Origin of the sequence: Microcoleus sp. FACHB-831 (assembly GCF_014695585.1) — a bacterium.
Taxonomy (GTDB): Bacteria; Cyanobacteriota; Cyanobacteriia; order Cyanobacteriales; family FACHB-T130; genus FACHB-831.
Genome location: NZ_JACJON010000073.1, coordinates 56,437 through 77,560 on the forward strand (window position 1 = coordinate 56,437; position 21,124 = coordinate 77,560).

Annotated in this window: 15 protein-coding genes; 3 read left to right on the top strand and 12 right to left on the bottom strand. The window is 47.6% G+C overall.

Translation table 11 applies throughout. The features are described 5' to 3' along the window. Nucleotides 1-50: 50 nt before the first annotated feature. Nucleotides 51-5,444, bottom strand: coding sequence for an ELWxxDGT repeat protein (locus H6F77_RS22560; protein ID WP_190491152.1), 5,394 nt, complete (start codon nucleotides 5,442-5,444; stop codon nucleotides 51-53). Nucleotides 5,445-5,660: 216 nt separating this feature from the next. After that, the gene (locus tag H6F77_RS22565; protein ID WP_190491277.1) at nucleotides 5,661-6,467 is read right to left on the bottom strand and encodes a TIGR00297 family protein; all 807 of its coding nucleotides are present in this window, start codon (nucleotides 6,465-6,467) and stop codon (nucleotides 5,661-5,663) included. 128 nt (nucleotides 6,468-6,595) lie between these two features. Here H6F77_RS22565 and H6F77_RS22570 point away from each other — a divergent pair, with 128 nt between their 5' ends. Then, nucleotides 6,596-7,027 carry a VOC family protein gene (locus tag H6F77_RS22570; protein WP_190491153.1) on the top strand — a complete coding sequence of 144 codons (432 nt, stop codon included), beginning with the start codon at nucleotides 6,596-6,598 and terminating at the stop codon, nucleotides 7,025-7,027. On the opposite strand, the gene H6F77_RS22575 is transcribed toward H6F77_RS22570, so the two are convergent. Beyond that, entirely contained in the window at nucleotides 6,957-7,622 is a 666-nt protein-coding gene (locus H6F77_RS22575) for an esterase/lipase family protein (RefSeq protein ID WP_190491154.1), read from the bottom strand. The two genes, H6F77_RS22570 and H6F77_RS22575, sit on opposite strands and share 71 nt — an antisense overlap. 582 nt (nucleotides 7,623-8,204) lie before the next feature. Here H6F77_RS22575 and H6F77_RS22580 point away from each other — a divergent pair. After that, entirely contained in the window at nucleotides 8,205-8,597 is a 393-nt protein-coding gene (locus tag H6F77_RS22580) for a hypothetical protein (protein WP_242022468.1), read from the top strand. Between the two features lie 94 nt (nucleotides 8,598-8,691). Here the strand turns inward: H6F77_RS22580 and H6F77_RS22585 are convergent, their stop codons facing one another. From H6F77_RS22585 to sir, 5 genes are all read right to left on the bottom strand, one after another. Beyond that, nucleotides 8,692-9,789, bottom strand: coding sequence for a tetratricopeptide repeat protein (locus H6F77_RS22585; RefSeq protein WP_190491156.1), 1,098 nt, complete (start codon nucleotides 9,787-9,789; stop codon nucleotides 8,692-8,694). A 70-nt stretch (nucleotides 9,790-9,859) separates the two neighbouring features. Further along, entirely contained in the window at nucleotides 9,860-10,612 is a 753-nt protein-coding gene (locus H6F77_RS22590; RefSeq protein ID WP_190491157.1) for a 16S rRNA (uracil(1498)-N(3))-methyltransferase, read from the bottom strand. A 12-nt stretch (nucleotides 10,613-10,624) separates the two neighbouring features. Further along, entirely contained in the window at nucleotides 10,625-11,665 is a 1,041-nt protein-coding gene (locus H6F77_RS22595) for a DUF389 domain-containing protein (protein WP_190491158.1), read from the bottom strand. A 255-nt stretch (nucleotides 11,666-11,920) separates the two neighbouring features. Then, nucleotides 11,921-12,331 (bottom strand): BON domain-containing protein, encoded by a 411-nt coding sequence (locus tag H6F77_RS22600; RefSeq protein ID WP_190491159.1) that lies wholly within the window; start codon nucleotides 12,329-12,331, stop codon nucleotides 11,921-11,923. A gap of 300 nt (nucleotides 12,332-12,631) precedes the next feature. After that, the gene (sir, locus tag H6F77_RS22605; RefSeq protein WP_190491160.1) at nucleotides 12,632-14,614 is read right to left on the bottom strand and encodes a sulfite reductase, ferredoxin dependent; all 1,983 of its coding nucleotides are present in this window, start codon (nucleotides 14,612-14,614) and stop codon (nucleotides 12,632-12,634) included. A gap of 203 nt (nucleotides 14,615-14,817) precedes the next feature. Here sir and H6F77_RS22610 point away from each other — a divergent pair, with 203 nt between their 5' ends. After that, a complete protein-coding gene (locus H6F77_RS22610) occupies nucleotides 14,818-15,483 on the top strand; it encodes a glutathione S-transferase family protein (RefSeq protein WP_190491161.1) in 666 nt (221 codons plus the stop codon). Nucleotides 15,484-15,990: 507 nt separating this feature from the next. On the opposite strand, the gene H6F77_RS22615 is transcribed toward H6F77_RS22610, so the two are convergent. The 4 genes from H6F77_RS22615 to H6F77_RS22630 form a co-directional block, all read right to left on the bottom strand. After that, entirely contained in the window at nucleotides 15,991-16,521 is a 531-nt protein-coding gene (locus tag H6F77_RS22615) for a hypothetical protein (protein WP_190491162.1), read from the bottom strand. 618 nt (nucleotides 16,522-17,139) lie between these two features. Next, on the bottom strand, nucleotides 17,140-17,328 hold the full coding sequence (locus H6F77_RS22620; RefSeq protein ID WP_190491163.1) for a diguanylate cyclase domain-containing protein: 189 nt from the start codon (nucleotides 17,326-17,328) through the stop codon (nucleotides 17,140-17,142). A gap of 287 nt (nucleotides 17,329-17,615) precedes the next feature. Then, entirely contained in the window at nucleotides 17,616-19,733 is a 2,118-nt protein-coding gene (locus H6F77_RS22625; RefSeq protein ID WP_190491164.1) for a sensor domain-containing diguanylate cyclase, read from the bottom strand. A 417-nt stretch (nucleotides 19,734-20,150) separates the two neighbouring features. Beyond that, a complete protein-coding gene (locus tag H6F77_RS22630) occupies nucleotides 20,151-21,095 on the bottom strand; it encodes a response regulator (RefSeq protein WP_190491165.1) in 945 nt (314 codons plus the stop codon). Between the last annotated feature and the right edge of the window lie 29 nt (nucleotides 21,096-21,124).

Here is a 21,124-nt window from a genome sequence, read left to right on the forward strand (position 1 = left end):
CGTGCTAACCCCTTAGACAGAACTTAGCTTTAAGCCAGAAACGGGGGAGCCTAGATGCTCCATATCTGATCTCCGTTAACCCCGTCATTGGCTATGAAGTACAGAGTGCCATTGACGTTGGTTAGCTGGTCAGGGTTCGACCCGAGAACTCCTGGGTTGAGGTCTTTAACAATGACTGGTCCCTTTATGCCATCGATCTTCCACAATTCAGTTCCGCTCAGAACTGGTTGCTTAGTAACAGGGTCTTCGATTGTGCCATTGGCTGTAAAGTACAGAGTGCCATTAACATTGGTGAGCTGGTCAGGGTTTGAATTGAGGCTCCCCACTCTGAGGTCTTTGACCAAGGTCGGTGTCGTGCCGCCGGTGGTCTGCCACAGTTCGCGCCCGTTGGTAGCGTCAGTGGCTGTGAAGTAAAGTATGTTACCGACAGCAGCGAGGTTGGTTGGCGAGGTACCGGTCATCGCGACTATGCTCGTTCCCGCATCACTGCCGTCAGTCTGCCACAACTTGGTCCCGTTGCCATCACTAGCTGTGAAGTACAACGTACTCCCCACCAATGTGAGATTCGCAGGAGACGAACTGACAGCCCCAGCAATGATGTCTTTTACTATGAATGTCCCCCCTGGGCCGGTCTTCCACAACTCGCGCCCGTTGGTTGCATTAGTAGCCGTGAAGTACAGCGTGCCATTAACATTGGTGAGATTTTCAGGAGAGGAACTGCCAGCCCCGGGGTTGATGTCTGTTACTCTGACCGTGCCGAGTGTCGTGCCGTCGCTCTTCCACAGCTCAAATCCGTTGTTTCCATCACTAGCTGTGAAGTACAGCGTGTTACCCACAACGGTGAGATTGGTAGGAGACGAACTGCCAGTCCCAGCGATGATGTCTTTGACCAAGACCGTGCCGAGTGTCGTGCCGTCGCTCTTCCACAGCTCAAGTCCGTTGGCTGGATTAGTAGCAGTGAAGTACAAAGTGCCATTGAAGTTGATGAGATCGGCGGGGTCTGAACTGCCAGTCCCTACAAAGATGTCTTTGACTAGCGTCGTTATACCCATGATGTCGGTCTTCCACAGCTCAAGCCCGTTGCCAATAGTGTTCCCACCCCCGTCTTTAGTTGTGTTATCGGCCACGAAGTACACCGTGCCATTGACGTTGGTCATTAAGGAAGGAGACGAACTCCCAAGCCCCGGTACGATGTCTTTTACCATATTCGTACCTTGAAGACTGCCGTCGGTCATCCAAAGCTCGTTCCCAAAGGTTTTATCGGTTGCTGTGAAGTAGAGGGTGTTATTGCTGCCAGCGGCGAGAAAGTCAGCAGCGGCCCCAGTAGACCCCTCGTTAACATCTTTTAACAGTACCGTGCCTGCCGTTGTGCCATTGCTCGTCCACAGCTCAACTCCGTTAATTTGATTATTGGCAGTGAAGTAAAGGGTGTTCTTGAAGTTAGTGAGATTGGTAGGAGACGAACTGTTAGCCCCCAGTACGATGTCTTTGACAATCGTTGTGCCTGCTGGGGTGCCATCGCTCTTCCACACTTCAGGCCCGTTGACATCGTTATCGGCCACGAAGTACAACACGCCATTGACGTTAGTGAGATTATTAGGGTTAGATCCGAGAGTATTTCCAGTCGTACCGCCAGCCACCACATTGATGTCTTTCACCATCACTGTGCCCGCTGCCGTGCCGTCGCTCCTCCACAGCTCGTTCCCCTTGAGTCCGTCATTGGCGACGAAGTACAACACGCCATTGACGTTGACAAGATTATTAGGAGAAGAATCTAAAGTCCCCGAACTGGAAGGAGTGGTGTTGATGTCTTTTACCATCACTGTGCCCCCAGTAGAGCCATCGCTCGCCCACAGTTCAGCTGCGTTGGTTCCGTTATTGGCGCTGAAGTATACCTTGCTACCGACAGCAGTTAGATACAGGGGAGTTGAACTGTTTATTCCAGGATTGATGTCTTTTACGATAGCCGCAGAAATGCCATCGGTTTGCCACAGCTCAGTTCCCTCGGTCTGGTTACCGGCTGTGAAGAACAGCCTGTTACCCGCAACCGTGAGATTGGTGGGATTTGAACCGGCAACTCCAGAGTAGATATCTTGTACCATCTTCGTGCTCGCCGTCGTGCCCTCGCTCACCCACAGTTCGCGCCCGTTGGCTGCGGTATTTGCTGTGAAGTACAACTTGTTATTGAAAGCAATGAGATTATCAGGAGAGGAACTGCCAGATCCTGGGTTGATGTCTGCAACCATCGCTGTTCCCGCCATCGTCCCGTCGCTCGCCCACAACTCAAGCCCGGTCGTCCCGTCATTGACTGTAAAGAACAGCTTGTTACCGACAGCGGTGAGATTGGTAGGAGCCGAACCGGTACCACCCGCTCTGATGTCCTTGACCATTACCGTCCCTCCCGTCGTGCCGTCACTTCTCCACAGCTCTCTACCACTTACACCGTCATCGGCTGTGAAGTACAGTATGCCCCCCACGTTGGTGAGATTGTCAGGGGCCGAATTGTTAGGCGATCCGGTAGTAGTCGTACCTGCGAAGATGTCTTTAACCAGAGTTGTCCCTGCTGTCGTACCATCGCTTCTGAACAACTCAGTGCCAACGTTCTGGGTAACGCCTTTAGCGTCAGTCGTTGTGCCATTGGCCGTGAAGTACATATAATTCCCTGCAACAGTCAGCTGTTGAGGTAAGGAAGATTTACTTCCTGGGTTGATCACCTTGGTCAAGCTTAATTCCCGCTTAACTGTAATCGTGGCAATTTCCACTGCGGTGCTGAAGGCTGTTATTCCACCGTTTACGCTAGTATCAGCCGTACCGCCATTGATGCCGCTGGTCTGATCCCAAGCGCGGAAAGTAATTGTTGCATCGCCAGCAAAGTCTGTTTTGGGTACAAAGCGCAGCTTAGCGTTCGTTGCCACCAATCTCGACGAACTTACAGATACAGGGCCAACCGCCGTCCAGCTTGCACCATTGTCAACAGAGAACTCCCAACTGCCGTTGGCGTTGTCTGCCGCTGTGATTGCAACTCCTTCTACTGGTGCCGGTGTGATGTCTACATCGGTAATGGAGTCGCCGATAATGTCAGCAACAAGTGTGCCTGTATTGGTATTGAGGGGCTGGTTCTGCTTAATTGTTGTAAGTACGGGCGAACCGCTGTTGTCTAGGACAGGCGCATCGTTTACTGGGATGACATTGAATTGAAAGGTAGTGTTGCCAACTGTGCCACCTGCGCCATCAGACACGGTGAAGTTGAAGCTATCGCTGGTAGTCTCGCTACCGTTGTGTTGGTAAGAGAGCAGTTTGTTGTCAATATCCGCTTGGGTAAACTTTGCACCTGCAACGATCGCTTTGCCGCTATTTAGCAGAGTACCGTTAGCTAGTCCGCCAGTACCGAGTGTATAGATCAGCTGTGCAGGGGTGTTGTCCGGATCTGTAGCTTTGAGATTGATTGTGTTGATAGTCCCCGTCTCCCCTTCCTTGAGCGACATACCCGGATTTGCATTCAACACAGGTATATCGTTAACTGGGACGACATTGAATTTGAAGGTGGTATTGCCAACTGTGCCACCTGCGCCGTCAGACACGGTGAAGTTGAAGCTGTCGCTGGTAGTCTCGCCACCGTCGTGCTGGTAAGCGAGTAGTTTATTGTCAATATCTGCTTGAGTAAAGGTTTGACCTTGGGCCAGAGCTTTGCCGTTATTTAGCAGCTTACCGTTAACTGGTCCACCTGCACCGATTGTATAGAGCAGCTGTGCAGGGGTGTTGTCTGGGTCGGTAACTTTGAGATTGATCGGGTTTATAGTTACCGTTGCACCTTCATTCAACGAGATACCCGGATTCATATTCACTGCGGGTATGTCGTTAACTGGTTTGACATTGAAGTTGAAGGTGGTGTAGCCAATAGCGCCGCTACCACCGTCAGACACGGTGAAGCTGAAGTTGTCGCTGGTAGTTTCGCTACCGTTGTGCTTGTATGTTACTAACCCCTTGTCGATATCGTCTTGGGTGAAGGTCGAATCTTTAGCAAGGGCGATGTTGCTCTTTAGCAGGCTGCCCTGAGTTACACCAGAAAAAACTTTATAGGTAAGTTGTCCAGCTGTTTTACCAGGTTCGCTAACCGATAGCTGGGTATTGCTGATTGTCCCTCCTGCGCCTTCATCGACAGCCAGACTGCTGTTTTTATTTAGCAATATCAGATTGCTGGTAGATACGCTCAGATTATAGAAAGTGTTCTGGTCTGGACCTGGCAAGACGCGGATATAGTAAGTGCCTGCGGCTAGGCTTTTAGCAATTGATTCGTTTGCAGTGCCAGCGTTACCGGAACCAGCGATCGCAGTACCATTACTGTCGAGCAGTTGCACGTCAGCATTTGCACCCAAGTCGCTGAGTGCTAAATTGAAGCTACCCCCAGCCCCTAGAGTAAATTTGTAGTAGTCATTCCTGTCAGAACTGCCCACCCAATCAGAATAGGTGCTGGTGGTTGGGCCAACTGTGATGTCGCGGGCATAAGCCAACTTGTTATTCGCGTTGTCTAAAACTCCATTATTTAGACCTATCTCCCAGTTAAGGTCGCTTACCGTGCTTGGGTACTCTAGGCCCGATAGCTTTATACCATTCATAAGCCATATGGCATTTTGGCCTGTTGTATAGTTGCGCCAGACTAGATCCGTTTGGCCGTCGCCGTTGTAGTCCCCCGTCCCCGCCATGATCCATTTAGTGTCTTCTACAGCGGTGGTGTACTGAACATCAAGCAGCGTTGTACCATTCATCAGCCAGATAGCATTGGCTCCATTCGCATAGTTGCGCCACACTATATCTGCTTGGCCGTCACCGTTGAAGTCGCCCGTTCCTGTTGGTTTCCAGCTGACTTCTGGGTTTTGGTTGATGTCTTTAACGTCAAGCAACTTTGTCCCGTTCATCAGCCATGCCACATTTCTCCCCGTCGCATAGTGACGCCAGAGTATATCCGTTTTTCCATCGCCGTTGAAGTCGTCCGCTCCCTCTATTCTCCAGGTGGGGTCATCGACGACGGGGAAATCCGCAGTAGTGCTAACGATAATTGTGCCATTCATCTGCCACAAGGCATTTTGCCCCGTCTCATAGTTGCGCCATATTAGGTCGTCTTCTCTGCCATCACCCGTGAAGTCGCCTGTTGCTTGTAGTTTCCAGTTCGGGTCCGTTACAACGGGATTGATATCAGTCGTGTTTGAGTAGGTCGAGCCATTCATCTCCCAGGCAATAGTGCGTCCTACTCCATAGTTGCGCCAGAGCAGATCGGCTTTGCCATCTTGGTTGACATCGTAGCCTACTTTGGGGGTAGGAGCAGGGGGGGCAATATTAGGTGCAGAACTGCTTGAAGTGTAGCTGGGAACGCTCAGTCCGGGGGCAACTGGCGCTGTTGGCTGCTGTGCTTGCAGTGCCAATTGTTGATCTGATGTAGATGTCATTGATTTCCTCCGATCGAGTTTGGCTCAATCCTGTAAGTACTTATATCTATTTATGGCTACTCGATCCTAATGGACACCCCTAATGTTTTGCCAACAGTATTAATGCGGTATTTGTGAATTATTACAAAATCTTTAACCGCATAAAATATTTTTGAATTTGGCGTCAAGCTTGATTACCCACTACTTGTGGTAGATGCATTTTTAAAACTAAAAATGCTATAGTAACCAACGCCATAGCAAAGCAAACATCAGGGCGGCGAGCGCGCCTATAAATGTATTAATTACATTCACTAATTCATTCGTTAGATAGATGTATTTAGCTTGCAGTGTGGCTCCAATTACGCTTTCTATATTGGTGGCAATGAATGCTGCTAAAAGGCACCAAAGCACGCCTAGCGAATCAATCAAGCCCACTCCCCAACCAAGAAGTGCGATCGCTGCTGACCCCACTACCCCAGCTAATGTACCCTCTAAACTTATTGCACCTTCTGTCCCCCTCGCTACTGGTTGTAATGTGGTAATCAAAAATGTCCGCTTACCGTAGGCTTTCCCTACTTCACTAGCGCAGGTGTCGGAAAGCTTGGTGCTGAAACTTGCAACATAACCCAGTAATAGCAGACGCACAATATCATTAACAAGTTCCCGATCTGCACAAATTTCTACAAAATTAAAGCAACTAATCGGTACAACGAGAACGAGCAAGGCACACAAAGCAGCAGTAAAAGCAGAACCCCAAACATTTTCTGGCCCCCGCGCTCCCGACCGTTTTTCTGCAATTCCCTCGGCTTCTTTTATATCCATGCCAATGCGCGTGACTCCAGAGCCAACAAGGAAATAAAACAATACCACTACATATCCTTGCCAACCCAAAGTACCCCAAATAAGAACGCCTAGCAGCCAGCCGTGCAATAAACCTGCTGGGGTTAGTAACTTTTTGGGAGCTACGAAGGCGATCGCTAGTAACGCCGCGTTCAATGCGATCGCAACTAACCAGGGATTTTCAAAATTAATATTAGGTAGCATAAGCATATCGATTGCAGCTTCTCACTTTTGCCACAATATTAAGAGCCAAACCATTAAATCGTCTAGCCTGCTAGTTGGGCAGAACATTTGTAAATGCCAACTTTAATTGTCTATAGCACATGCTTACTATGAACCAAGTCCTATTTCATCTCGCCTTCCCCGTTACCAACATCGCCCAAACTAAAGCTTTCTACGCCGATGGATTGGGCTGCGAAGTCGGGCGCGAATCTCCCAGCTCGATAATTCTCAACCTCTACGGTCATCAGATTGTAGCTCACGTTACCCATGAACCGCTTGCCCCCCAGCGCACTATTTATCCCAGACATTTTGGGCTAGTCTTTACACAAGAAGCTGATTGGGAGAACCTTTTAGCACGGGCGCAAGAGAAAAAATTGAATTTTAGAGAACAGCCTAGACGCCGATTTGAGGGCTTACCCACCGAGCATCGCACCTTCTTTCTAGAAGATCCGTTTCATAACTTGCTGGAGTTTAAATTTTACTGTCATTCTGAAGCGATTTTTGGCGATCGCGAATTTGCTCTGGTGGGCGATCGCGTTTGATTGGTTGGGAAAGTGCGATCGCTATTGCATCCAAACTCCTGCGGTCTGTCACCATCCAAGCATGACCCAAAACTGGCACTTGCACTTCTCGACCTACAGGCATTTTTGAACTGGTGGGCGGAACGATCATTAGATCGTAAGGCGTCCAGATAGATGTAAAATTCACCTGCTCCAGCATGGCTGCATCTTGATTTAAATCCGCTAGAAAAGCACTTTTAGGACGCATTTGAACGCAGCCAGGGCCAGAGCGCAAGTAGCCCGTTACAGTTCCGTTGTGGGGCGAAGAGACTGTAATAAAGCGCCCTACGCGGTTAATTCCCCCTAGTCTCTGAACATAATAGCGGCTGACGATTCCGCCCATGCTAAAACCAACAATATCCAACTGTTGTTCGGGATCGAAGGTCTTGGCGATCCACTTGGCGACTTGTTCGGCTAGTTTGTCAAGACCCGCGTCTCCATTATTCGGTATGAGATCTAGGTCGTACACGTACCAACCCTTGCCCGTCAGGTAGTAAGCCATTTTCTTAAATATGGCTGTCGTGTCGTCGATGCCGTGAATCAATAACACGGGATTGCGATTGTTTAAGTCGTTCATGTTGTCTGGGTATCGCTTCTAAACTCCAGCTTAGACGGGTGCGATCGCTTTCCCCTCTGCCTGGGTGCAGTTTGGTTCATTGGCCTAAGCCTTTTGAGTACAAAATGAGATAGAAATCAATATTTGTAAATTTCTTGCTGCTTGGCTCATATCTATGCAAAGTTACTATAAGCGATCGCTGTTTATGTAAAGTTTTATGTAAAATTTAAAATAAATATTGCGATTGAACGCCAGGTAAATTCATAATTCAATATAAATACCACTTGTAGGGATACCTCGCGAGGCATCGAACCGCCAAGGGTAAGAAAAAACAACAGGCTATTTTGTGGCGCAGATGTTGTAATAACAAAGCGGAGAACAATAGCTCCGCTTACAGTCTTATAATCACAAAGACTAGCGATACAGACAGTTTTTTGAACTCAGTCAAAGCCATCTAAAAGTCAGGAGTAACGATCAATGTTTGGTTTTATTAAAAAGTTTTTCGGCGGAATTGCCGCCTTCATTACCGGGCTTTTTAGCTCCAATAAATCTCCCGAAATCAAGTCAAGCTCTCCCAAAGCTAAGAAAGGGAGTGGGTTTTTCATGCAGCTAGACGAAGCTGAAGAGACTGAGAATAAAGCTTCTTCCGCTCAACCTGTGAAAGCCCAGACTGCTCAAAACTCATCACCTGCACCGACTAAAGCAGCCCCATTAGCTGCACCAGCAGCAGCAGCAGTTAAAGCGGAGCCAGCTAAGGTCGAGGCTAAGAAGCCTGAACCCGCGAAAGTAGAACCAGCAAAGAAACCTGAACCAGTCGCCGCCAATAATAACGGAAGCGCTAATAATAACGGCAAGGTTGCGCCTAGTAATCAATCAGCTACCTTTGCGCCCCAATATTTGAACCCAGCTAGCAGTTCTAGCAGCCGTCGGCGTCCGGGAGCAAACATGAACTCGTTCTTAGATTTGGCGCGTCAGGTCAAAACGCCAAACGCCTGAAATATTAGGTGGCAATTAGAGAGTGGGGATTAGAGGATTGGGAGTCTGGGATAAGCGTTATTCCCAATCCCCAACCGCAAATCCCCAATCTTCATTAGCTATTAGCGTGTCTGAGGAAAACAAGTCCGCTGTACAAATGGAAAGCGCAGTCCCAAGGAGTATCTTCTCGGCGTAGCAGGTCAATGTGAGAATTAAAACGCTGTAGTAGTTGGACTTGTTCTACCCCGGTTTCTGCAAAGGCCGTGAAATCAGACCAAATTCGTGTCTGGGGCAGCTTTTGGTTAACAAAGGTGAGTAAGCTATTCCAGTTGGTTCGAGTTGTCTGCTGGCTAATTGGCTGGGCTTGTGCGTGTTTTGTTTGAGACAAGACAACGCCGTTCTGAAATTGATAGTTGCGATCGCACAAGCGGAGAATACTGCGTCTTGCGGGTAGATGCAAATCGCAAAAGTGGGCATAATCCAGAGTTTTGGTTTTGCGTTGCAGTTTACGTTGCCAGTCCATGTCCACAACTTCTTCAAAAATTGGCAACAGCCCCTCTACTCTGGCTTCTACTTCAGACCAGTTAAAGCTTAGAGAACCCTGTTGATCGTGTTCGTTTTGGCAAAAAACTGTGGGTTGTTTGGCTTCCGACTCGAAGTAGTTAATCCTAAAGACATTTATCTTTTTAATATCTGCTATTGATGCCCAAAAGCTAGGAATTTCGGCTTCATCTAGCTGCTGACCATAATATCTAAGTTCTCCTACGCTGCCAGCACGGTACAAACGCCAAGAACGAGAAGGCAAATGCAGCCTTGCGGTGTAAGGATCTAGCTGCATGATACGGGCAAACTTTTGGGCGGCTGCTGTTTTTGCATCGTCAGCTATGGGTTCTAATACTAAAACGCCTTGTTCTTCTGCGTCGGGAGATGCTTTTGATTTGGCAAGTGCTTGTCGTTTTGTTTCTTTTTCCATTTCTGCCAATCGCTGCATCCCCTGACGAGCCGCTGTGATAATCTTGGGAATTGTCGTGTTACGCAGTAGATTTAGGTAAGCGGTTTCTGCCGCTTCCAGTTTGCCTGTCACTTCATGCAGTCGCCCGACATAAAGCTGCACCCAAGGATTTTGGGGTTCTTGCTTTACTAGATCTTTCAGTAATTGGGCAGCGTTTCGATAGTCTTTGCGATCGAAGGCGGCGGAAACTTCTTCAATCATGGTTTATTGTCTCGTTCTTTCAATGTCGCCAATCAAATTCTTTCTTGAGTGCGGAATTTAACTTCCTACTTTATTGTTCCCAAGCTGCCGCCACTAATGACAATGCCACGAGGGGTGCGGTGACAGCGCGGAGGATGCGGCGACCGAGAGAAACGGGTTGAAAGTCAGCAGCGATCGCGCTCTCTACTTCTTTTGGCGTCCAGCCTCCCTCCGGCCCCGTCGCTATTACAATATTTATTTGTTCTTTGTCTGGTGTCATCTGTCGCAAGTCATTCAAGCAATTTAGGAAATGCGGTGACTCGCCTCTCGCAACACAGATATATTGCTTGTTTTTTGTAAATGACTGCTGAGTATTAATCAATGACAAACTTGTAGCAAACGGAACGGGATCTAAAATTGTAGGTACGATTTGACGTTCCGATTGTTCGGCTGCTTCCCCTGCAATGCGTCGCCAGCGTTCGAGTTTTTGAGGACTGGGATTGAGCAGAGTGCGATCGCTAATCGTTGGCGCAATGCAAACTACCCCCAATTCTGTCATTTGACGAACTACTTCATCAAAACCGTTGCCTTTGGGCAAAGCTACCATCAGCGTCACCGTTACGGGCAACTCATTTTGAACTGAGAGTAATTCAATAATGCGGGCTTGTGCGGCACTCGCTCCTAGACTAGCCAGCCACCACTGCCCTTGTCCATCCATAGCAATAAAGCGATCGCCCTCTTTTAACCGCAACACCCGATTTAGATAATGCTGTTGCTGAGTATTCAGAATAATTTGCTGGTTTTGTAGTTGGTGTGGCGCGATCGCTAACCGTTGCAGTCCCATTCCTGATGTCGCTTAAGTTTCCCTTGCAGGCGATTCAAATTCATTGATGGGAATCACCCGTACCTTCAACTGTATCGGCCTTTTTAACTCTTTTTCAATAAATTCTCTGACTAAGCTCACCTGTTTTCCAGTAATCGAACCCAAGGGAGCCGCCACCTCCAGATGAACTAAAAGCGAATTTCCCTGTTGCTGTACCTCTACTGCACTGATGTCAGAAGTGGAAAAAGTAATAGTTTCCCGTCGGATTAATCTCTCTACGCTGCGACGAACTTGTTCCTTAACTAAAAGATTCTGGAGCGAAAATCCTAAAGGCAAACCTAATACAACTAGCATTGCAACAGACAGCGCCAATCCTTTTTTTGCCCTTTTTAGGGAACCGTAGCGCTGCCATAAAAATACAATTCCACCGCTAAAGATAATGCCAATTAAGTTAGTGATAAACAGCAGAAAAGCCCCACCACTAACCGACTTGGAACCCAGAGATAGCCCAAGACCAACAACGCTGAGTGGAGGAACGAGCGCCACAGCGATCGCTACTCCAGGTAGCGTGTCAGCAATGCTGCGTCGAGATTTGGCATACGCTCCTGCTGCTCCCGCTGCTAGCGCGACTCCTAAATCAATCAAAGTCGGACGCACGCGCCCCATAACCTCCGAGTTAAGCGCTGTTAGCCCAACTCCTTGACAAATTACAATTGATGTAATTATTGTTAGCGCAATCCCAGTTAGTAGGGTTAAACTAGCCCGCTTGAGGAGACGACGGTTTCCTGCCACCATCGCAAAAGCGATCGCAATAATTGGCCCCATCAAAGGAGCAACGATCATTGCTCCAATAATCGTTGCCGCACTGTTGGCTAGTAGCCCCAGCGTTGCTATAACCCCAGACAGAAACAGCAAAATGTAGAAATTCACCGAGGGGACTGCCCCTCTCCAAAGGCTGCGATTTAAACTCGCCAGGGGAACGGGCTTTTCTGTCAGCCAAACCCACTGCCCGCTGTTACTGTTCCAGAACCGCTTGAGCTGCTGATTGCCCCAGCCCGTTACTTTGTTATACACAAATCACACAATAGGCAACTAACCGGGAATAAAAAAGAGCGCTAACACAGGCTACCTTGTGTCATATCATGTCCAGCCATTTGCCCATAATAAAAGAACCCCACCCCTCCCCGCAGGTGGGGTGGGCTGGGATTCTTTTGATATTGGGTGTAATCAACCAGACTTGATATCATAGCTGCCGCTGCTCCCCTGTTTCTTTAATAAATAGCCTAAGCCCGATTTATTTAGGGCAAAGCTACTAAAAGAAGGCGAACTTTAACAACCTTGAATTGTTACTTGGCTGGTATCTAATGCCTTCGTGCCATCTACTTTGGCAGCTACCTCTTCAATATGGCTGAGAACTGCTTCGCCAGGGACGGTACCTTTTAGCACTATAGTGCCGCCATCTTGCGCGATTTCCAGCGTTTCCACATTCCCGATGTCAGGATCTTTATCAAAAGCAGCAGCAACGCGCTTGGCTAAACCGTTAGCATCGTATTCCCCCTCAAATCCCATATATTCTGGAGGTGTAGGCGGTTTATGCATCCCTGCCTTCTCACGCAGATACCAATCGTACTCGCCAGTCAGCCCAGGACTCATTTGTTCTTCAATAGTTTTAGGGTCCTCGTGCTTCCCGTCTCCCTCGCTGCTAGATGTTTGCCCAAATTGCCGTTCTACCCAACTCATAATCTTTTCCCTCCGTTATGAGTTCTGGCTATCCTAGTTTTGTGGTGATAACAAAACTTGCTAATTTATGCCATTCCAGCGATACCGAAGAATGACATTAAATATTATTTGCTAGGCTTACCACCCTATTACAGGACAGCCTGATGTCTGTATCATCCATTACACCTCTGACCAGGTTCTACTTGCATCCCTCATTGGGAATCAGCCATAGGGTAGAGGAACTAGCCCAAACAAGGCAAAAAAAAGCCTGCACTAGCAGGCTATAACTAAATTGCTAATTTTTCGAGGGGGCTGCAATAGTTAATCTTGCGGTTGTTGATTATCCTGCAAGTAAGCTTCTATCGCTTCCATAGCCAACTGGCTGATCTGCTTGTTTTGAGAAGCTGCGGCTTCCTTCAAACGGCTGTAAAGATCGGCGCGAAGGCCAATGCGGTGACGCATTTTCTTAGCAACCTGTGTCGCAGAAGGTTCAGGCATCACCACTTCATTGATCAATCCTTGATCTGACTGGGATGATAGAGGTTCAGACTGATACTCGACAGTAAACTGGCGGATAGCATCGAAACCGACGCGATCGCAAAAATCGCCAAAACTTTCTCCCTCTTTCCGTTCTTGTTTAAAGTAAACAAAAATCGGCTCTAAAAAAGTTTCTAGGTCATTAGCGTGCATCCTGTCCACATAAGCTTGTGACAGTCGCGTTTGATCTGGCGAAGCACCCAGCCACACCTGATAACTCTCAGTAGCACTGCCAACCAATCCTAACTCCGCTAGGTAGGGACGAGCGCATCCATTTGGACAACCCGTCATCCGCACGACAAAATGCTCATCTTGCAGTCCCACTTTCTCCAGCACAGAACGAATTCGTTCTAACATACTGGGCATTATCCGTTCGGATTCGGTAATGGCTAAACCGCAAGTGGGTAATGCTGGACAAGCCATCGAATAGCGCACCAAGGGGTCAATGGCATTAGGATCTACCTGTACTTTGTAACCATCGAGAATTTGCTGAATTGCCTGTCGCTGTTCCGGTGCAATGTCGCAAAGAATTAAGTTGTGGTTCGCGGTTAACCGACTTGTTAAGTTAAACTTCTGTACAATTTCCCGCAGTGCGGTTCTAAGTTTGAAGTCGCCTTCGTCTTTAACCCGACCATTTTCGATGGAAATTCCCAAGAAAAGTTTGCCATCTCCCTGTTCGTTCCATCCCAAGTAATCTTGGTATTTAAACGGCGGTAATTCCTTAAACGGTGCTAGTTGTTTGCCGAAATATTCTTCTACCTTGGCACGGAACTTATCAACGCCCCAATCTTCCAAGAGATATTTCATTCTGGCGTGACGGCGGTTGGCGCGATCGCCATAATCTCTCTGAGTTGCTAAAATCGCTTTCACCGCGTCGTAGACATCTGCCTTATCTACATAACCAATGGGATCTGCCAGCCGGGGAAATGTCTCTTCTTTGTTGTGGGTGCGTCCCAAACCACCACCAGCAAAAATGTTAAATCCTTCTAGTTCGCCTTTGTCGTTGGTAATTACAACCAAGCTGATATCTTGGGAGTAAAGGTCAACTGAGTTATCCCCCGGTACGGTGACGGCACACTTGAACTTCCGGGGCATATAGCGATCGCCATACAGCGGTTCTTCTGCATCATTTACATTTGTGCCATTCCCGCTGCGCTGTCTTGCGGCTACTACCTCTGGGTTCTCCTCGGCGCTAATGAATTTTTCGCCATCGAGCCAAATTTCGTAATATGCGCCAGTTTGGGGAGTTAGCAAGTCGGCTACGTTGTCTGCATACTCCCAGGCATATTGATATTCTGGTCGATTTTTGTATGGAGCGGGTGGAGCCATGACGTTGCGATTCAAGTCGCCGCATGCTCCCAGCGTTGACCCCATGCTTCTGACGATAGCAGCGATCGCGGGCTTGAGATTCTTCTTCAAAATTCCGTGCAACTGAAACCCTTGGCGCGTTGTTGCGCGTAGCGTTCCATTGCCATACTCTTCAGCCAACTTTTCTAGGGTCAGATACAGTTCGGGGGGAATAAATCCTCCCGGACTGCGGGTTCGCAGCATGAACTGGTAGTCTTTTTCCTGCCCTTTCACCCGGTTATCGCGGTTATCCTGCTGGTATGAACCGTGAAACTTGAGAATTTGAATGGCGTCTTCTGAAAAGTAATTCGTATCCAGTAGCAACTCACTTGCCACTGGTTCGCGCAGGTAATTACTGCGTTCTTTAAGTCCTTCTACCTTAGAAAGCTTTTGTACTGGGGGTGTGGGAGTTTTAACCATCGAAAATTGGGGGGCTGAAAATGTGAACGCATTCCCGGTAAGTCGGTCGGGATTCTGTTGAATCCTAATATCCTAATTTTACAACGCCCAGTCTGGGCACTGCTTTACAAACCTAAACTTTTAACAATTATTGTAGGAACTACCCGCCACTACTATGCTTCAAATGCAAAGTAGGCACAGAAGTAAGTTCGATGAGGTTATGTATGTTAAAGCTTTATCATACCCCTATTTCTGCAAACTCGCGCCGCGTGTGGATTGCCCTGCTGGAGAAAGAGATTGAGTTTGAATTGGTGGAAATGAAGCTGGATGGCGATCAATTTCAACCAGAGTTTATGGATATCAGTCCTTTCAACCACATTCCTGTTCTGGTGGATGATGACTTTAGTGTAGTCGAATCATTGGCAATCCTTGACTACCTTGAGGCAAAGTATCCTACGCCTGCTATGTTGCCAAATAATGCCAAAGATATAGCAACGGTGCGAATGGTGCAGATGGTGAGTGTAAATGAACTCCTACCTGCTATGAATCCGCTAATTCAGCAAATGATGGGTTTTGGCGAACTAGATTCGCAAAAGCAGGAACAGTCTAAACAGAAAGTAGCGACTGCACTAAATTTTTTGGAAAATTTAATAGGCGACCGCTCTTTTTTTGGTGCTAACAATTTAACTCTAGCGGATATCGTCGCCGGAACTGCTGTTCCCTGGTGTCCTAGCATTGGCGTGCCCTTAGATGGCTATCCAAAACTTAACGCTTGGTGCGAGCAATTAATACAGCGTAATTCTTGGGAAATAACTCAACCCACTCCAGAGGCAATTGAAGCTTTTAAACCTCGCGTTAAGGAGTTAATGGCACGGCTTCATTCTAAATGAAATTTTTGTCTACCCAACTTCGGCTTATCGCGAAATGCGCCTTTTTTTCCGCATCAACGTACAATTGTACGTTGATGCCACAAGAGGGATTTATCTCTATGTGTTTTTAATATTTATAATATGATACTGCCCTATTAAAGTCAATTACTAAAAGAAAAAATATATTGTTTTAGTATTAGAGCTATAAAAAGCGATCGCGGTTTTGAGGTGGAATATTTTTTATATAGACAAGAGCGAGCTATTACAGAAAACAAAACAGGCTAGAATACTATTTGGATCTAGAACCAAAAGGCTCTCATTTATAAAACTAACTATAGAAAGCTAGTTTTATAATCTAAAATCCAAAATCGTAGTAGCCTGTTCTAAGTAGTAAGAATCAAGAACTCAAAACATTGTCAACCCCCACCCAGGGCGAACAAACTGAAGGATCTTCGTCCGATTAGGAATTTAAGAATGTAGTGGGGATAGAAGAATTAGCCATAACCCCCACCACATCTACCTCAAACATTAGAAGCTATAGCCTACGCCACCGTTGATGCTGACAGCAGATGCAGGGCTATTTTCATAAGCTTTGATTCCCAGCTTTACGTCGCTGAAAACAACAACGTTCTTGGCAACTTCAGCTTCAACACCAGCCGCTACAACAGGGGCGTTTTTATTACCAATAGGAGTTGGAGCGCCGTCTTTTTCCACCAAGGAGTAGCCAGCAGCAACGTAGCCGTTAGCGTTGTTGGTGATGGGAACATCGTAGGAAATCATTGGCATGATAGCGCTAGTTTCACCGCTGAAAATTACAGCACCTCTAGCAGAAAGAGGGGTATTTTGAATTTTGTAGCGGCCAACAATAGTACCGCCGAATGTAGCTGCATCTCCGTTTTGTCCACCATTAGTAACACCCGCGGCAGCACCAGCACCGACGTAGTTTGCATCAGTTCCTGTTGGTTTAGCAGAAGCGGCGCCATGAGACAGTAAAACAGGAGCGATCGCCAATGTAGATAAAAGGGAAATCTTTGCAGCAGACTTGAGAGAGCGTTTCATAATTCGTTCCTTATTTTGTATGCTTTTCTGTTGCTTTGTTACTTTCAAAGTCGCCTTTAGCAATCAAAAAGTTCCGAAAAATCTCACCAAGTTTTTTTATTGGCTTGACTAACTACTTAGCGCGGCTTTAAAATAGGCTCAATGCAAGCATCCTGGCTTATTGCCACATCGATAAAAAAATATTGCCATGAAGATTGCCGCGAAAAAATCACCTTTATTTAACAGCTAAATAGAGATATGTGGAAACACAGTGGACTGTTATTAAACTGGCACATATTTATAAAAATAATTAAATAGTTATACAAAATCGGGTAGTTTACCCTTCATTAGATGCGACACAGGCAAGGGATAAAAACAATTGTCAATTAGCCTATAACAGTTAATATAGCTACTCAAACGGGCTTGATATTTTAGCAAATAGGATAAATACACTTTTATACGGTCTATCGGTCAGGGGTTGGGCTAATTTCCCCGAAACAGGAAGCAGGAAACCCCTAAACAAAAACAAACAGCGACAGGTGTTATTAAACGCCTAAAAAATCAATTTAAAGCGCACTTATCGCGACCTTGTGCTTTCGCTTGATAAGGCTATCTGCTGCCGCAATTAGGGTTGCCGGATTAGCGTCGTGGCTGGGGAACCGTACTAGCGACATCTAAACTCAGGGTGACGAACTGGCTGACGAGCGATCGCTGATGTAGAATCTCTAAGGCTCTAACAGCCGCACGAATTTCCTCGGCTATTTGCATAGCACCAACACTAGGAGTATTGGGCAAAATCGCGGCAAATTTCTCGCCTCTATAGGTCACTCTTTGTCGAAGTACTCGTTAAAACGTAATAAATTAGAGAAGATTTTGATTAATTATTTTGAGGATAAATAAAGTTCTAAGGAAATTATCAAGACAGCTAGATATATTTTTAGATAGTAACGAATAGAGCTAAAATCCAGGAATTATCGTCAATAAGAGCAATTAGGAGTATCAACAGATTTCGCTTGTTGAGAGTAAAAATAGAAAGTAGGTGTAAGCGATCGCCAATGCTTGGGGTAGAGCGCAGAGCCTACAAGTGTAGCAGCATAGAGTAACGCGAATAGGGCTTAGGTGCATACGCTAACGCCATCGCGTCCCTCTGCTTTTGCCTGATACAGCGCCTTGTCAGCAAGGGCAATCAACATCTTAACTGACGTATCATGACCGGGAATTATACTAGCGACCCCCAACGATATGGTGACGTGCTGCTTCACCGATGAAAAAGCATGAACAATCTCTAAGCCTCCAACACGAGAGCGAATTTCCTCTGCCACTTTAAGCGCACCAGCAAGGTCGGTATTCGGGAGAATCGCCGCAAATTCCTCTCCACCATAGCGAGCCACTAAATCAGCAGGGCGCTTTACAGCCGAACGTATGGCACAAGCCACTTTTTGCAAGCACTCATCCCCAGCTGGATGACCGTAATTATCGTTATATCTCTTAAAAAAGTCAATATCGCACAAAATAAGTGATAAGGGTGTTTTTTCCCGTGCCATACGCCGCCATTCGGCATCTAGATACTCATCAAACTTACGCCTGTTGGCAAGACTGGTAAGACCGTCGAGGGTGGCGAGGCGCTGTAGCTGTTGATTAGCTGCCTCCAACTGTTGATAGAGCTGCGCTTGTTGCAGGGCAATTCCCACCTGCGTAGCGAGCGAATCGAGCAGATCGATCTCCCAGGATTGCCACTGCCGGGGGCCACGACACTGATGTGCTATCAACAATCCCCATAACGGATTTGGAATTGGGGAGTCGGAGGATTGGGCAATAAATAGTGGCGATTGGGGATTTAGAAGATTCATCCCCCAGTCCGCAGTCCCCAACGCGCTGTTGTTTTGCACAATGGGAACCACCAAGTTCGCCCGAACCTGAAACTGAGCCAAAAAATCCACGTAACATCGGGCGGTACCGGGGGCATAAATATCCTCAGTAGCTTTGATGCGACCGTGCTGATAGGGGTAGGCATAGTTTTTCCCAAAACAGGGGTCTTGGATTGGAGTGCCCAAGAGGGGAGTGCAACCAGGAGCAGTGGACTCGACGGTTACAACTCCACTCCAATCAGGTTGAAAGCGGTAGATCAGAACCCGGTCAGCTTGCAGGAATTGCTGCACTTCTGCCACCGTAGTGCTGAGAATTTCTTCTAAGTTTAGAGATTGGCGAATGCGATCGCGCATCGCCCCCATCAATCTCTCGCGGTAAGCTTGCAACCGCACGGCTTCTTCCGCCTGCTTGCGAGAGGTGATGTCAGTTATAGTGCCGATGAAGCCAACAATCTCACCATTTCTGCCTTTTTCAGCCACAGCTTGGCCAAATACCCAGCTTATTATTCCATCCGGACGCCTCAAACGATACTCTGACGCAAAGGCCCTAGTCCCCATACGCGCCTGATTCCATTCGGCGAGGACACGTTGCCGATCTTCGGCGTGTATGGGCTGAGTCCAGCCTTGTCCTAGTACCTCTCCGAGCGTCATTCCCGCAAGTTCTCGCCAGCGTTCGTTGACATACAAGCATTGCCCGTCGGCATCTGTGTGGCATATCCCGACGGGCGCCATTTTGGCCAAGGTGTAATATCGGTACTCGCTCTCGCGCAGGGCATCAAGAGCTAGCTTGCGTTCGGTAATGTCTTCGCAAATAAACAGGATTATTGGTTGTTTTAAGTCGCCAACTTCTCCTTGTTGCGGTTGGTAAGTGGCTTGGGATTCTTGCAGTTGGGTTGTATTCTCGTGCTGACATATGTCTTTAACAAGGCGAACGGTGACATTTACCCAGAATGCGGTGCCATCTTGGCAACAGATGCGGAACTCCCAATGCACGATATCCAGAGGAGCTAATTGCTGCACAAAGTCTCGCAGTGCATCTTGCAGACGCAGGGTGTCTTCAGGATGAAACAGGCTAAAAACAGGTTTGGCAACTAAGCGATCGCGAATGTAACCAAGACGTGTGGCGCCAAAGTGATTGATGTTAAGAACAATTCCGTCTGAGGCTAGGGTCAAGTAGATACAAGGAATGCTGTCGTAAAGGGTGCGATATTGCTCCAGTTCAGCCTCTGTTCGACAGATTGCCTCCTGCATTTTGTTGCGTATGTCGGAGTCGGTGGGTTGCAACTCTTGTCGAGAGGCGAGCGATCGCGTCTCTACTTGATTCTGGAAATTGTCCTGCCAGGGAAATGGGCGATCGGAGCGCATTTTTAATGTGTGGGTTATGGGGATGTCTGATTTGCTTGGTTGAGGACAACCGCGCCGCATCCTGTTTTTGAGCGGTGTTAAAAATTCACGTCCTCTATTTAGATGACACCCCACTGTAACCAGGCCACTTACGAAGGCAAGCCGTTTTAGATGCGCCTAAGTGATAACTATTAGTTTAAAAGCTCTCCCAGCCAACTGGGCGATAACAGGTTGTCATAGCAGTTTTAATTCGGCTCGAATAGATGCTTGGGGTGGGGAATGTGGGATTGTCTCTATGGTGGAATGAATGTGGACTTTATAAACTCCTATAAGCGATTAGAAATAGTAAAAACTGACATTTGGCTGAACCTTTGCAGGCAACTCGGATTAACGCCACGAAACTGCCCGCACAATTGCCAGTTGTTTGAATTGGTACTTTCAAGGGTCAAAGCTGACGCGATCGCGTCCCTCGTTTTTTGCCTGATACAGCGCCTTGTCAGCCAAAGAAATCAGGGCTGCCGGATTTAGGTTGCTCTCAGGAATCGTGCTGGCAACGCCCAAACTCATTGTGATGTACTGGCTTACCGTTGACGGCTCGTGGACAATTTTTAAGGCTGCGATCTCAAGTCGAATTTCCTCAGCCACCTGCAATGCGCTTTCTGCATTGGTATTGGGCAAAAGTATGGCAAACTCCTCACCCCCATACCGAGCGACTAAATCCGGCTGTTGCTTTGCCGCTAGAGTCAGTACAGCAGCGACAGCCTTTAAACACTCATCACCAGCTTGATGGCCGTAAGTATCATTGTAGAGCTTGAAAAAATCTATATCCCCTAGTATGAGAGACAGCGGCAACTGTTCTTGTGCCATTTGCAGCCACTGTTGCTGAAAATATTCCTCAAAGCGTCGCCGATTGGCCAGTAGGGTAAGGCCATCGGAAGACGCAAGTCGTTGCAACTCTAAATTTGCTGCTTCTAGTTGTTTAAAGAGCGAAGCTGTTTCGATGAGACGACGCACGCGCTGGCGCAGGACGGGCCAGTGAATGGGCTTAGTGACGTAATCGGTCGCTCCGACCTCAAAGGCCCGATCAACCGACTGTGGATCGTCAAGGCCAGTAATCATCAGTAGGGGAGTGCGATCGCCCCCAGGCAGAGCTTGCAGTGCCCTCGCACACGCGAAGCCATCCATCACTGGCATCATCGCATCCAGCAAGACAATATGCGGCTGGATGCTTTTATAAGCGGTGACGCACTCTTCTCCATCGCTAGCCTCTACCACCTGATATCCTTCCTGTTCCATCGCTCGACGCAGCAGTCGCCGCATCGTCTTATCGTCGTCCACCACGAGGATAACTGGTGGCTGCTGGGGAAGGGAGAGGGTTTTCATCCGGTTTTAGACTTTAAGCTTGGGGTTTT

Excerpts from the sequence above, each read along its gene's own strand:
- H6F77_RS22560 (WP_190491152.1), bottom strand. The coding sequence starts at position 5,444 with ATGACATCTACATCAGATCAACAATTGGCACTGCAAGCACAGCAGCCA.
- H6F77_RS22565 (WP_190491277.1), bottom strand. The coding sequence starts at position 6,467 with ATGCTACCTAATATTAATTTTGAAAATCCCTGGTTAGTTGCGATCGCA.
- H6F77_RS22570 (WP_190491153.1), top strand. The coding sequence starts at position 6,596 with ATGAACCAAGTCCTATTTCATCTCGCCTTCCCCGTTACCAACATCGCC.
- H6F77_RS22575 (WP_190491154.1), bottom strand. The coding sequence starts at position 7,622 with ATGAACGACTTAAACAATCGCAATCCCGTGTTATTGATTCACGGCATC.
- H6F77_RS22580 (WP_242022468.1), top strand. The coding sequence starts at position 8,205 with ATGCAGCTAGACGAAGCTGAAGAGACTGAGAATAAAGCTTCTTCCGCT.
- H6F77_RS22585 (WP_190491156.1), bottom strand. The coding sequence starts at position 9,789 with ATGATTGAAGAAGTTTCCGCCGCCTTCGATCGCAAAGACTATCGAAAC.
- H6F77_RS22590 (WP_190491157.1), bottom strand. The coding sequence starts at position 10,612 with ATGGGACTGCAACGGTTAGCGATCGCGCCACACCAACTACAAAACCAG.
- H6F77_RS22600 (WP_190491159.1), bottom strand. The coding sequence starts at position 12,331 with ATGAGTTGGGTAGAACGGCAATTTGGGCAAACATCTAGCAGCGAGGGA.
- sir (WP_190491160.1), bottom strand. The coding sequence starts at position 14,614 with ATGGTTAAAACTCCCACACCCCCAGTACAAAAGCTTTCTAAGGTAGAA.
- H6F77_RS22610 (WP_190491161.1), top strand. The coding sequence starts at position 14,818 with ATGTTAAAGCTTTATCATACCCCTATTTCTGCAAACTCGCGCCGCGTG.
- H6F77_RS22615 (WP_190491162.1), bottom strand. The coding sequence starts at position 16,521 with ATGAAACGCTCTCTCAAGTCTGCTGCAAAGATTTCCCTTTTATCTACA.
- H6F77_RS22625 (WP_190491164.1), bottom strand. The coding sequence starts at position 19,733 with ATGCGCTCCGATCGCCCATTTCCCTGGCAGGACAATTTCCAGAATCAA.
- H6F77_RS22630 (WP_190491165.1), bottom strand. The coding sequence starts at position 21,095 with ATGAAAACCCTCTCCCTTCCCCAGCAGCCACCAGTTATCCTCGTGGTG.